Annotated in this window: 12 protein-coding genes; 7 read left to right on the top strand and 5 right to left on the bottom strand. The window is 25.6% G+C overall.

Translation table 11 applies throughout. The features are described 5' to 3' along the window. Window positions 1–201 precede the first annotated feature (201 nt). On the top strand, window positions 202–1,149 hold the full coding sequence (locus GOY08_RS07580; RefSeq protein ID WP_158998292.1) for a TerC family protein: 948 nt from the start codon (window positions 202–204) through the stop codon (window positions 1,147–1,149). Between the two features lie 23 nt (window positions 1,150–1,172). Here GOY08_RS07580 and GOY08_RS07575 read toward each other — a convergent pair whose 3' ends face one another. The 4 genes from GOY08_RS07575 to GOY08_RS07560 form a co-directional block, all read right to left on the bottom strand. Next, complete coding sequence (locus GOY08_RS07575; RefSeq protein WP_158998291.1) at window positions 1,173–2,531, bottom strand: alpha/beta fold hydrolase; 1,359 nt, start codon at window positions 2,529–2,531, stop codon at window positions 1,173–1,175. Between the two features lie 183 nt (window positions 2,532–2,714). After that, window positions 2,715–3,857, bottom strand: a complete 1,143-nt coding sequence (locus GOY08_RS07570) for a hypothetical protein (RefSeq protein WP_158998290.1) — start codon at window positions 3,855–3,857, stop codon at window positions 2,715–2,717. 99 nt (window positions 3,858–3,956) lie between these two features. After that, window positions 3,957–5,180, bottom strand: a complete 1,224-nt coding sequence (locus GOY08_RS07565) for a DUF790 family protein (protein WP_158998289.1) — start codon at window positions 5,178–5,180, stop codon at window positions 3,957–3,959. Then, the gene (locus GOY08_RS07560) at window positions 5,149–6,531 is read right to left on the bottom strand and encodes a DEAD/DEAH box helicase (RefSeq protein WP_158998288.1); all 1,383 of its coding nucleotides are present in this window, start codon (window positions 6,529–6,531) and stop codon (window positions 5,149–5,151) included. The genes GOY08_RS07565 and GOY08_RS07560 overlap by 32 nt, the downstream gene beginning before the upstream one ends. 304 nt (window positions 6,532–6,835) lie before the next feature. Here GOY08_RS07560 and GOY08_RS07555 point away from each other — a divergent pair, with 304 nt between their 5' ends. The 4 genes from GOY08_RS07555 (at window position 6,836) to GOY08_RS07545 (ending at window position 9,868) form a co-directional block, all read left to right on the top strand. Then, entirely contained in the window at window positions 6,836–7,285 is a 450-nt protein-coding gene (locus GOY08_RS07555) for a hypothetical protein (protein WP_158998287.1), read from the top strand. Window positions 7,286–7,405: 120 nt separating this feature from the next. Further along, entirely contained in the window at window positions 7,406–7,537 is a 132-nt protein-coding gene (locus GOY08_RS15620) for a hypothetical protein (RefSeq protein ID WP_268892498.1), read from the top strand. 88 nt (window positions 7,538–7,625) lie between these two features. Further along, entirely contained in the window at window positions 7,626–8,318 is a 693-nt protein-coding gene (locus tag GOY08_RS07550) for a methyltransferase domain-containing protein (protein WP_158998286.1), read from the top strand. 68 nt (window positions 8,319–8,386) lie between these two features. Next, window positions 8,387–9,868: an L-lactate permease gene (locus tag GOY08_RS07545; RefSeq protein WP_158998285.1), complete on the top strand. Its 1,482-nt coding sequence runs from the start codon at window positions 8,387–8,389 to the stop codon at window positions 9,866–9,868. Between the two features lie 129 nt (window positions 9,869–9,997). Here the strand turns inward: GOY08_RS07545 and GOY08_RS07540 are convergent, their stop codons facing one another. Beyond that, a complete protein-coding gene (locus tag GOY08_RS07540) occupies window positions 9,998–11,218 on the bottom strand; it encodes an alpha/beta fold hydrolase (protein ID WP_158998284.1) in 1,221 nt (406 codons plus the stop codon). A 197-nt stretch (window positions 11,219–11,415) separates the two neighbouring features. Here GOY08_RS07540 and GOY08_RS07535 point away from each other — a divergent pair, with 197 nt between their 5' ends. Together GOY08_RS07535 and GOY08_RS15615 are read left to right on the top strand one after the other, a co-directional pair. Next, the gene (locus GOY08_RS07535; RefSeq protein WP_158998283.1) at window positions 11,416–12,393 is read left to right on the top strand and encodes a hypothetical protein; all 978 of its coding nucleotides are present in this window, start codon (window positions 11,416–11,418) and stop codon (window positions 12,391–12,393) included. Between the two features lie 956 nt (window positions 12,394–13,349). After that, entirely contained in the window at window positions 13,350–13,484 is a 135-nt protein-coding gene (locus tag GOY08_RS15615) for a hypothetical protein (protein ID WP_268892497.1), read from the top strand. Window positions 13,485–13,613 lie beyond the last annotated feature (129 nt).

Genomic DNA, 13,613 nt, shown 5'->3' with positions numbered 1-13,613 from the left:
CTTAATTAAAAATCGTTGTCAATTTTTAAAGCTAACCATAAAAAAATTATTTGATATATTTTTTGAGATTCTTATATTTTGATTTAAGCTTTTGTAAATATTAATTATTTTTAAATTAAGGGGTCATCCTTTATACTAAACTTGATTTAGTTCTAAAAAATCAATAAAATTGTTAATGTTTTCTTTTGAGGTTTTAATATTATGGATTTCTTATCAAATGTTTCCACCATCCCTCCCTGGATATGGCTATCCTTCACAGTTGGCATAGTAGTTCTGCTTTTAGTCGATTTGAGCTTGTTTAAAATGACAAAACAAAGCAATAAAACCAAACATGCGCTTATTGAGAGTGCTGCTTGGATTTGTGCTGCTCTAATGTTCAATGGATGGTTTGCTTGGAGTTATGGTTCACAATTAGGCATAGAATTTTTTACTGGTTATTTGGTCGAAAAAACTTTAAGTATGGATAATATCTTTGTCATACTTCTTATTTTTTCATCCTTCAAAGTACCAGTTAAGTATCAGCATAGAGTCCTTTTCTATGGTGTCCTAGGCGCTATTATAATGCGCGGTCTTTTCATTTTATTTGGTGCACATTTATTACATAATTTTCATTGGATCATGTATCTATTTGGAGGAATTTTAGTTTATACAGGTATAAAATTTTTGTTTGAGTCCGACGATGAAAGTAACTCTAATGATAGTTTTATTATCCGTAAACTTAAGAAAGTCATTCCAACAACTGATAAAATTGAAGGACAATCTTTTTTTGTAAAACACAATGGCATTCGCAAAGCTACACCTTTGTTTTTAGCTTTAATTGTTATTGAAATAACAGATCTTATTTTTGCTATAGATTCTGTTCCAGCAGTATTTGCCGTTACTAACGATGCATTCGTTGCTTTTGCTTCTAATATTTTAGCTATTTTAGGATTAAGAGCTCTCTATTTTGTTCTTGCGGATTGGATAGTAAAATTACGTTATTTAAAACCAGGATTAGCTGTAATACTTGGATTTATTGGCTTAAAAATGCTTTTAATGGATTGGGTTAAGATACCAAGCTGGATGTCACTTCTTGTTATTATTGCAACGTTATTAACCGCAGCATTAAGTTCTTGGTATGTTGCAAAAGTCGAAGCTAAGAAAAAATAAATTCTTGTTTAAACTTTCAAAAACTACTCAGTACAATTTATATTATCTTTAGGAAAAATATTCTCTAATAAAAATTCATTAGCAATTTTTCTAGCACACTTTGATTTCATATACACACCATGGATTTTTCCATTGAAAGATACCACTTTATTCTGTGGAATGATAGGTACTAAAGAAAGCGACCATTCTTTTGGAGTTATAATATCATAATCTGAGGTTAAAATTAATACTTGAATATTATTGGGAATATTATATTCAACTTTTTTTGCTACATCCCAACCAGAGCAAATATTTTGAGCTAATACATAAGGAGTTACTTTACCAAATTCTTTTAAATCATTTTTTGCTGTTTCCATATTCTCAGTGACATCACTAAGAGGAAGATCATTCGAAGGAATATCTAAACATAAAGGATAAGTATTCTGATTACCAGATTCATCTTTATTAAATACCTCATAAAAATCTACTTGACCTTCCTTTAGTAGAGTTAACTTTTTATTTAAATCTTCTAATTTAAAACCATTTCCTTTTATCATCTCCATTATTGAATTAAGAATTATATATTCATTTATTTTAGGGTATTTTTTCTTAATTAATTCAAAATCACTTAGTAAAGATTTTTTTATATTAAGATGATCAAATAATCTATTTATAGCTTTATTTTGACCAATAATTCTCTCTTTATAAGTTTGAACTTGATTTAAATTACTATCTATTATTACTTTATCGATATATTTAGGAAATGAGTTTATTAAGTTAAGAGCTATTACAGAGGAATAAGAAGCTCCAAAGTAATTTATTTTAGAATAATTCAATTGTTCAAGAAGTCCAATATAATCCTGAGTAATTTGATCAACACTTAAGAAATTCATGATATCTCCATTAATTAAGAGACACTCATTTTGAAGAGAATGACTGTATTCCTTAATATTTAAATAATCATTTTGATTTTTTATAGGATTTAATAATTGTTTATAATCAATAAATTTATTACAGTCTTGTAAATTCATAGATTCAGAAAAACCTCGAGAATTCAAACCTATAATGTCATATTTTTTTAATAAATCAGGATTTTTTTCTGCAATTATTTTTGCAAATTCCACACTATTACCACCAGGTCCGCCAGGACTTACAAATAAAGCATCCTTTTTATTTTTTTGTACTTCTTCAGTTACTTTTATAAAATCTACAAATATTTTTCTAGTATTATTCAAATTTTCCCAGTCAAGAGGGGCTTTGAAAACACCGCATTCAGTCTTAAAATGTTCACCTTTTAAGACTGAATTACATTGTTTCCATTGAATTAATTCGTTTTTTGCATATAAATTTACCGTAACTAATAAAAGATTCAAAATCAAAAAAGTATAAATTATTTTTTTCATATCAATCCTTAAAATTAATCAATAAAAATAATATTCTACATAGAATTTATTGCTATAATCACAATAGCATCCCGGCATTTAAAATATATTAATTCATAAAATTTATCAATAATTATATTCAATATAGAAAATTTTTTATTAAAAAAATCTTCCTATTTTTTATTTAATTTTAAAATAAATAATTTAAATATAAATTAAACCACATTTCAAATTATAATTTATTTTTCCATAAGAAATTTTAATATCATGTTCATTTAAAATATTAAAACTTAAATTTTTGTAGTGAAATATTTTATCTTCAGAATCTGAAGTACTTGTATGTATCACATAGCCATTTGGCTTTACTTTAAAATTTCCTACTTTATTTATTACTGAAGCGGACATTATTAAATGAATATCAGGGTTTGTTTGCCAAAATTTTCGCCCAATACCATGGAAATGATCATAACAAATTTCAATCCCTAATGTGAGGCTCTTTTCTTTATTTACAGGAATAGAATATAAACCAACACCTTTCTGATATATTTTTTCTGATTTAATACCTGGTATAAATAATTGTTTACCATAATTACTTTCTTCATCATAACCAGCAATTTTACTATATTTAACAATTCGACTTCCAGCCAAATAACCATATGCTTTATTTGATATTAGTCTAAAATTATTTCGATTATCTTGATAATCTTTGACTCTATCTGAAAAATTTTTTGTATCTCTAATATTGTACATATTGAATTCATGGTTTACTAAATAATTAAAGTGCTGCATAGATTTCATAGAATTATCTTCTATTAAAGAAGATTTATAAAATTCATAAGGAGATTTATAGTTAGCAATTCCTCTTAATTTTTTTGCTTGAACATACTCTTTGTATTTTTTCATAGTATCATACAATGTGGAATCTGTATTCACGTTCTTTGTGGTATTATTTTTCTCGCTGGCTATTGTCCCAAGTAATATCAAAATATTACTGTATTTTTCAGACAGTTTATGAAATTTTTTTTCTATAAGAAGTTTATCTTCATTTAAAATAATTTTATTCTGTCTGGTTAAAGACATAAAATATTCAGGGGCTAAAAGAATTGCTTTAATTTTTTGACTATTAAAACTCTTCCTATAAATTTGTTTAAAATTTATATAATTTTCTTCACTAATAATATTTAGTTTATTCATACCTAAGCAACTATAAAAAGAAAAATTACTTTCTAATTGTAATAACTGATTATGAATGAAATTTAAAATATGCTCAATTCTTTTTAATTTTTCTTCTAGTGAATTAAAATCCTTATAAATTGAATTGACCTTAAATATAAAAATTGGCGACATAAAATTCTTTCAATAAAAGTTTAGTTTACTTAAAACAGGATAAATCGCTAAAACAAATTTCATGTACTAGCAAGTGTAAGTGAACTAATATTTTTTTTATTAAAATAATTTAAGAATTTCTATAACTTGATTTACTGTAGGCATTTCTCGAAAAATAAAGCCTTTTTCCTGAAAATATTTAGATTCATGAATTTTGGAAGCAATTTCAGCATCCTTTATCAAATTTTTTGCAATACCCATAATGAAATCATTAGTATTATTTTTTTCAATATTTTCTAATCTTTGTAAAAAAGCTTTTTTATGCCACGCATGAAATAACTCTAAAAATACTACTTTATTATTTTTAACAAATTTAAAATCAGGAAAATAGAAATTACTGCCATCAAATAATATTTCTTCATTACTTGAATCAATTTTCCAATATTCTGATTTACTATTAAAATACTCTGAAAAAATTTGAAATTCTTCTGGTATATAGCTAGAAAAATTTTTATAATGAGAAACTAATGGTGATTTCTCACTTAACTCTAAAAGCCCTTGACTTCTAATAGATTTAGAAATTGTAATATGTGCACTTAATTTCCATTTTGAGAGAAGCACAACATTTGGAAAAAATGCTGCTAAGTTAAATCCGTACTTTTGAGTTTGTAAAAAAAGTGATATTGGTCCATCTATTTCAACATAATACTTCGCATTTTCTTTTTTGATGTAAGTAACTAATTGATAGAACTTTAATTGCCGCAGTAAAAATCTTAAATCAGCTTTAGAATTTGTATGTTGCTCGATTTCAATTGTAACAGATTCACTATAAAACAATAAGCCTTGAACTAAAGCAAGATTATAACGATTTAATAATTTTTTTTCCTCAATATCTTTAAAATAAATAGCTTTACTATTTTCAGGTAAATCAGAGTATAAAATTTTTTGGATTTCTTCAATTGATTTTCCAACTGTAGTTGCTACATCTTTTAAATAATTTGATAATAATATTTCCGAATTTTGTTTTAATAAATAACTTGCATTGGAAAATAATTTATGGCGAAAATCATTCATATCACTTGCTATAATTTCAGCATAATTTAATCTATCATGCAAAAGTTTTACTAGACCTTTAAGAAAAATTTCTTCAACATTTATATCAATAAAAAGTTGCTGCTCAATTAATTCTTCTATTTCAGATCTTGTCAAACCTATTGCATTGTTAAAAATTTGCAAAGCACTTTTAGCCAGCTGTAAAAGTTCAGGATTATCGGATGAAATAAATTTAGGAAGAATTCGACCTTTACTCTTTTTAAAGTTCAAGAGTTCTTTTTTCGTAAGCACTATGCATTTTCCTTCGTTGATTTACAAAATATTCACTCGTTCCAGCTGAAATTAATTCATACAGAATTGCTTTTTTTCCTTCTTTAGCACGTAAAATTCTTCCTAGTCTTTGCACATGCTCTCTTACTGTTCCACTACCAGAAACTACTATAGCTACATTAGCCTCTGGAACATCTACTCCTTCATTTAAGACTTTAGAAGTCACTAAAATACTATAAATTCCTTGCCTAAAAAGACTAAGAAACTGTTCTCTTTCTTTAACTTTAGTATGATGCGTTAAAACTGGCAAATAAAAACTCTTTCCTATTAAATAAGCTGTTTCATTATCCTGTGTGAAAATAAGAATTCTATCTGTTCTATGCTTTATTATAATATCCCATACATAATTTAATTTATTTGCTGAAGATTGTGATAGTTTTTTTTGCTTTAAATATGCTGAAAAAGCTTCTTTTCCTTCAGGACTGCGAGAAGAAAGTTGGATAAATTGTTGCCAACCATTTTTTACTTGGAAATTAATATTATTTTTGCGAATAAAATCCAAATAAATTTGTCTACTTTCTTGATATAGTTTTTTTTCATTTTCAGACATTTCAACTTCAAACGTAATAACTTCATATGGAGCAAGAGTTTTACCTTCAAGTTCTTTAATGTCTTTTTGAAAACAAATTCCACCACACAATTCATACAATAATTTTTCTTTTCCATCAGCTCTTTCAGGAGTAGCTGTTAAAGCGAGACGGAACGGAGCAATTGAACTGGTTGCGGTATATTGCATTTGTTCACTAGGCAAATGATGACATTCATCAAAAATCAAAAAGCCAAATTTATTTCCTTTTTGTGGGACGTGAATCAATGCGGAATCATAAGTAGCAACAGTAATATTTTCTAGCTGATTATAACCTCCACCTAGTAATCCTATTTTATTTCCAAAGAATTTTAGCAATACTTCATACCACTGTGACATAAGATCAATAGTAGGAACATGCACTAAAGTAGGGCGCTGAATTTTTGCTATAGCAAGGATTGCTAAAACCGTTTTACCTGCACCAGTCGGTAATACTACTACACCATTAGATTGCTGATTTATCCAAGCTTCTAAAGCTTGGATTTGGTACGGCCTTGGTTCAATTTTAATTTGTAGTGAGAAATTCTGAGGCAAAAAATCTTTTGCTACATCCAGATACTCAATTTGATCTTTTCTTAGTGATAAGATCAAATTGCGGTAATGGTATGCCATTGCACGAAATGATGATACTCTTTTATCCCATTTTAAAAAAGGGTAATTATTTGCTTGAGTTTGCGAAATATTCGAAATTAGTATTGTTCCTTTATCAAACGAGATGTGTATCAAGTCCCCTCCTACATTTAATCCTTTGTTTCATTTACAAATGCTGCTTTAAAAGTCAAGGTATAATCTTTTGGATTTTTATTTTTAAATTATTTTCTATGATACATCAACTACAAAGTTGATTTGATAACTTCAAATTAGAATAATAATTAATTTTATTATATTAAATTCTTTAAATAGTTACATTTTTAGAAGAATATTTTAAAGTAAATGTATTTACAAAATAATATTTTTATTTTACATATGTATTGCAAATTGTAAAAAGAAATTTCATTCATTTTTCCATTAAAATATTATAGGAGATAAAATGTTATTCAAATATACTTTTCTAAAATTATTTGCACTAATTTTAATAGGCTTTTCTTTTGTCTCAAATATTACACTAGCAAGATCAACAAGTAATTTATGGACTTTTGAAAAAAGTGAGAGAATTTTTCATTACATTCCAAATCCAACTGAAGGTAACTTATATGGGATAAAATATACTTGTAATAGTTTCAATCCAAGCTTTGTCTCCTTACTTATTTTTTATCAAGGAAAATCTCCTCTACTTTCCACAAATCCTGAGGCATTTGTTCATAATAAAATATTAAATAAAAATCCAATAAGTCTCGAAGACAGAGGGTTTATGCTCATTCGAAATGTCTCAAGAATGTCAATAGTATTGAGTTTTGATAGTAAATATCATATTTCTAACTTTACAGGAGTTCCTATAGAAGGTCTTGATTGTACTTCATTAGAAGTCAGCAATAACTAATTTGAGGATTTTTGGTAATCAACTTAATTCTTTTTATAGGAAATATTATTTTACTTTTTTTTCAATACCTTGTATAATAAATTTTGATTTAATCACTATTTTATTTTGTAGGTATTTCTCATGAAAAAGAAAAAATATTTTTATATAGAAAATATTATAAAAGAAATTAAGTTAAATAAAAAGTATCCGCAAACTTCTATCGCAATAAATTCTAAAAGATTTGATATTAAAAAAAAAAATAAAACTTTATAGTAATAATAAATACAGTAGCTATTGGATTATTAGGGAATTACTACTAAAACATTATTTAGAAGTAACAGAAATTAAAAAAAATTTATATATGCGCTATGGTGGGGATGAAATTGCGCACAAAATTCTATTTGACCTTGGACTGCAAAATAAATTTAGCAATTATAAAATATTAAATGCTGGTTCAGGCTTTGGTTCTGATTTAATTGAACAAGCCAATCTTCTTCCTAACTCTAATTTTATTGGAATAGAATATAATAAAAAATATGCCGATTTATCATGCAAAATTATCCATGCATTAGGCTTAGAAAGTAGAATTAAAATTTATTGTGCTGATTTATCAAGCAAATATGCTCTATTAAAAATTAGAGAAAAAGAAGGTTTATTTGATGGAGTATATTCCAACTTAGCTGTTTTACATATAAAAAATAAAAAGTTAGTGTATGATAATATTTACAAATTAATGAAAGAAAATTGTAAATTTAGAAATGAGGACTATGTTAGTAACTCTTTTACTGATATAAAATTTGCTGAAGATAAAATTGGTTGCCAAAATTTAAAAACAATTTCTGAAATGCATAATATAGCTGAACAAGTTGGATATAAAAATTCATTATTTGAAGATTTAACAAGTAGTTGGAGAGAATTTACTAAAAATCGAGCTTTTAATTATGCAAATATGCAAGATAAAAAAAGTAAAATAAAAGAAAATTTTTTAAATGATGTTGCACTTTTTTTTACTTCCAAAAATGGATCTGGAGGTGTATTTATTCATACTAAGTAAAAAAATCTATTTCTAGACAACTATTTTGTATTTTGCTAAAGAAGTCATTCTATCCTTTGGAGAGTAGAATGATCTATTTTTTAATAGCTTTAAGTCCATTTGCATTATGTATCTTTTCAATTTTTATTTTAAAAAGAACAGCTACATTTTCTGCTTTATTATCTTGCACTTTTTCTATAGCCATTGCTATTTTATTCCCACTTTTTAAATTTCAAGATTATCTTTTATACAGCGCATTTTTTTCAAGTGTCATTCTAACTAGCACAATAGCTATCATTATCATACCAGGCCTTTACTTTAATAATCTCCTAAAAAAAATGGGAAATATAGATAAAATATCTTCTTTAATTGAAAATCTCCCTCTATCAAGTGAAAAAAAAACTTTAATATTACTTCTAGGAATACTACCTGCTATAGAAAGTTTTACTGGATTTGGTATATCTTTATTAATTGGTATCCCTATTTTTTTCCGTCTTTATATTCCTCAAAAAGCTTTTTTTCTATCTATGTTAAGCCTGAATACTATTCCTTGGGGAACTTTAGCAATTTCAACAGTAGTAAGTTCAAGTTTATCAGGATATTCTATTTCTGCGGTTGGTTTAAAATCAGCTATAATTAGTTTTTTAGTATTTCCTATTGTTGGGTGTGTAAGTCTATATGTTGTGAATGGAGTTCATCTCTTAAGAAAAAAATGGTATCTCGCATTTACACATGGCTTTGTTTATGCATTATTATTAATTTATTTCAATTACCTAAAATTAACTGAATTATCGGGAATACTTACAGGAATTGTATCATGTCTTATATTTTTTGCCATTTACTATAATTTAAGTTCAAAAAAGCAAGAAATAAAAAAATTCTTTATTAATTTTATAAAATTACTTTATCCTTACTTTGTTTTACTAGCATTCATTGTTCTCATTAGAATTCAATCGATTAATAAATTCCTACATGATATATGCAGTATAAAATGGAAAAGTATAGAATTAAATCCTTTCGTAAGCCCTGGGATAGCATTAACAATGACAACCATTATCTTTCTTCTAAAATATAAAAAAAAGTTGGACCATAAGCAGGAATGGAAAAAAATTAAAAATGTTTTATTAAGTTTATTTTTATTTATTTTACTTGCAAGATTTATGCTAGAATTCAGAATTATTGGAGTAATTACAGAACAAATTTCTAATATTGAAACTAATTTTCTAAAATTATTAATTTTACCTTTAATTGGCATGCTCAGTGGATTTATTGCAGGTTCAAATGTTGGTGGTAACGTCTTAGCTCTTACTATTCAAATGGATATTGGGAATTCATTCAATCAAGGACTTTTATTTGTTGCAGGACAAAACTCTGCTGCTGGTCATATTGTTTTTACATCACTACCAATTATTGTCCTAATTATCACATTAGCATCTGATTATCATTCTAGTAGCTCACTTGAAATAAGAAAACTTGAAAATACTATGCTTAAATTTGGAATGAAAGTAAGTTTTCTTTATCTTATTTCATTCTTTTTTACTATTTTTATTTCATATATCTTTATAAAATAATCACTTAATTATATAAAAAAAAAGTCTTTTAGAATATGATTAAAGAAATAAAAAATAAATTTCAAATTTTTTCTTAAAAAAGGAAAGCATCTATTAGAAATTCAAAAGTACTAAGAGATACCTACTGATTTACTTCAAAAACTCTAATGCTTCAAAATTATCTTCAACAAGAAACCATTTATTTCCTTTTTTTACCCATTTTTCTAAAGTAATTTGTCCTTTTATTTTATTCATCGACCAAGGTGAACTAAGTAATGCTGTATTTTCATCAACTACTATTATTTTCCTATCTAAATACTTCATATCAGCAGCACCGGTATCAAGAACAGTTTGCCAATATTTTGCGATTGTATCTTTACCTTCAACAGTTCCAAACTCTACAGGCATAGATTGTAAAATAGCATTTGGTGCATAATCTCTGAATGAATACTTAGCCTTTTTATTTTTTGCATCTAAATTAAATCCTTTTTGCCATTGATCTGTCTTTTCAATAATTTCTTTTTTAATTCTTTCTTCTTTTTTCTTTGAGATTTTATGATTTTCTATGGAATCAATAGTTTTAATAATTTCAACAACTTTTAAAGGATGTGTGAGATTCGGAGCATGACCCGATGTAATTGTAAAAACTTGCTTAACTTGTGTTTCTGTATACATTTCACGTTGTAATTTTTGCGGAATTGCATTGTCACGTAAAGTTTGAATATAGTATTTAGGTATCTTACCAAAATTTTCCTTACTGACGTTTATTTTATGCGATAAAGGTTCAATAGGTTCTGAAACCATTTTTTCTTCAATTCCTGTAAATTCAGCTTCTGGAATTTCCTGCGCATAAACTGAATTTATCATCCCTTCTTTTATCGAAGCATTTCCATTTTCATTATCAATCTGTAAGTTATTTAGTAATAAGGAGTTAGAATTTTTTATTTTATCTAAAAAAGAAATCCCATTAGGCAATAGAGCTCCAGCTAAATAAACCAATGTCTGAACTTTATCAGTTCTTTTTTCAGCAACTTCACTAATAATTGTACCTGCAAAGCTATGCCCTAAAAGGATAACTTTTCCTTTTTGTTTATCTAATTCTTGCAAGACAACATTTACATAATTATCAAACCTAACATCTTTAGGAGACATTTTAAAATTTCCATGCGCCGGCAAATCAGGTAAAACGACATGAAAACCATTTTTTCTCAGCTCATTAGCTACAGTATTCATAGCCCACGAACCTGTAAAAGCAGAATGCACTAGTATTATTGTTTGTTTAGATTTTTCAATTGCATTAGCAGAAAAACCGAATACTGGTAGTAAAAAAGCTAAAGATAATGGAGTAGTTGTAGATAATTTTTTTTTCATAAGTATTTCCTTAAAAAGAGTAATATTCCCAAAACCGAACATTTGGTACAGAAGTGATAGATCCTTTCAACTCTCTTGTCAATGCTTTTTGTACCGAATGGTCTATTTATTTATTTTATATTTATTATCAAATACTTATATAAAAAGATATGCTCAAATAAAATGTAAATGTCATTTTGCTAAGGATGACTATTAAAATGAGCGATATATCTTTATCTCTTTTCTTTCTTAGGAGAAAAATTACAGAAATGCAGAAATTATTATTAGTTCTATATATTCAGATTATTTTTATAAGCTGCCAAAAAAACCATTCAGACAATGGTAGTAAAAGCAGATCTCAGACAAATTCTTTACATTTATTTGAACTTGGAATTTCAGAATCAGAATTGCTCACTAGAAAAAATTTATTTTTAAATTCACCAATCCTAAGCAAAATACCTAGTTTTAATGATAAAATAATTAATATTGATGCTAAGCGTTTAAATACAGGTAAGCGTTGTCCAACACCAAGAATAGCTTTATATCATTCACCAAATGGAGGTTCTGATATTTACTGCCTTGAACTTTCAAAAGAATTTCGCAATAATATTCCAGATAAAATCAAACAAGAAATAATATCAAAAGATTTAAAAAATTTAGACTTATTTATTTTTGTTCAAACAAAAATGGATTCAATCAACCCACATGCTATCCCACTTGATGTTCTGAGGGTTCACAATTGGGCGTATCCAAATATACCAGATGTATATGGATCTTTGTTTAATAGAGATCTTTATATCTCTGTCTATTCAATTACAAAAAAAATACCTCTGTCAAAACACATTCAAGAGGATAAATTAATACCTTTTAATGTAAATTTGCATGACAATTTGATATCACCTGACAATGCACATATGGGACTAGCCAATGCACCTAATATTAATTTTGCATTTTATTCATTAGTAATTGACACGATAGAAAAAAGAGCAATTGTAACTTTGCATTGGCTTATTAAACCTGAAGATTACAGCGATGATATAACTAATCCAAATTATTTACATTCACTTCAGCATTTAAACAGAAAATTTCATTCGTCTATTAGCCTAAATGTATTACTTGCAAATATTAAAACACTGCCAAATTTTAGTTCAGGCAAAGATGAGGCTATCATTGGTTTGCAAAATTTAATTAAATAAATTATTTGTTAATTATTTTAGCAAAATTCGAAAATATGCTATTTATTTTGATAATCAAAATTAAATTAAATTTTTATAAATTTAGATATTATAAAAAATTATTTCTTTTTAAATAAAATTAATAATTATCAATTAAAATTATTCTAAAACATATTCTAAAAATTAAAAAATATCTTTGTTAATAAATAATTTAATTTTATATTAATTCTAAATATCTTATTCGTAAATAAAATATGTATTTCTTTAAATTATATCAAAAAATGTCCCAAGAGCTAAATTTTAAAATATATCAAAAATGTATAAAAAATTAAATTTTATAAGATAACTAAGATACAAAAATTTAGTATCATTAATTTTTTAAATATATTTATTTTAAAAATTTAAATTTATTGCTTATTTTTAAATTCTAATAAACATTTAAAAAAGGTGATAAAAAATAAAATTATTACTAATAAAGAAAATTAAAATTATTTTAAATTTTATAATCATAAGAATTTATTGATATTAATTCTAAAGCTCATAAATTGATATTGATTTATTAAAAATAAATTAGTATTTTTCTTACTGAACAGATTAAATCTGTTTTTAATTAATCAACTGTTATAATCAAATAGTGATCATGATCAAAATATAAATAAGTTGTTTTTAATTAATATTAAATTATATTTCTTCTAAAAATTTGTAAATAATTATATATATTTTAAATTAATATATTAATATTTATATTTTTATTGTCATATTCTAAATTATTTAAGGAGTTATTATTATGAATTTTTTTGTTAAAAATTGTATTGCATTTCTTCTTCTACAATATGCAACTTACGCTAATTCTGTCGGCTGGGTAATTTCCGTATAAAAACATTATTTATATTTAAAATTATATTTTAAATAGTATTTTTAAAATAAATAAGTAAATAAAGTATCATTCTTTTAAGATAGCTAGAAATTGATGAAAGTTGTTTCTAGCTAATCTAGCTAATCTAGCTAATCTAGCTAATCTAGCTAATCTAGCTAATCTAGCTAATCTAGCTAATCTAGCTAATCTAGCTAATCTAGTTAGTCTAGCTAGTCTAGCTAGTCTAGCTAAATAAATTTATATTTTCATATTTTATCCATTAATTAATACTTTTCTCTTAAAATTGCAAATTTATCGAAATTAATCTGTAATAAAATTTATTTAAAATAATCTATAATTTTATTTCTTAGTACAATAAATTAAA

Origin of the sequence: Pigmentibacter ruber (assembly GCF_009792895.1) — a bacterium.
Classification (GTDB): Bacteria; Bdellovibrionota_B; Oligoflexia; order Silvanigrellales; family Silvanigrellaceae; genus Silvanigrella; species Silvanigrella rubra.
This window is presented reverse-complemented; position numbering and strand designations above follow the sequence as displayed.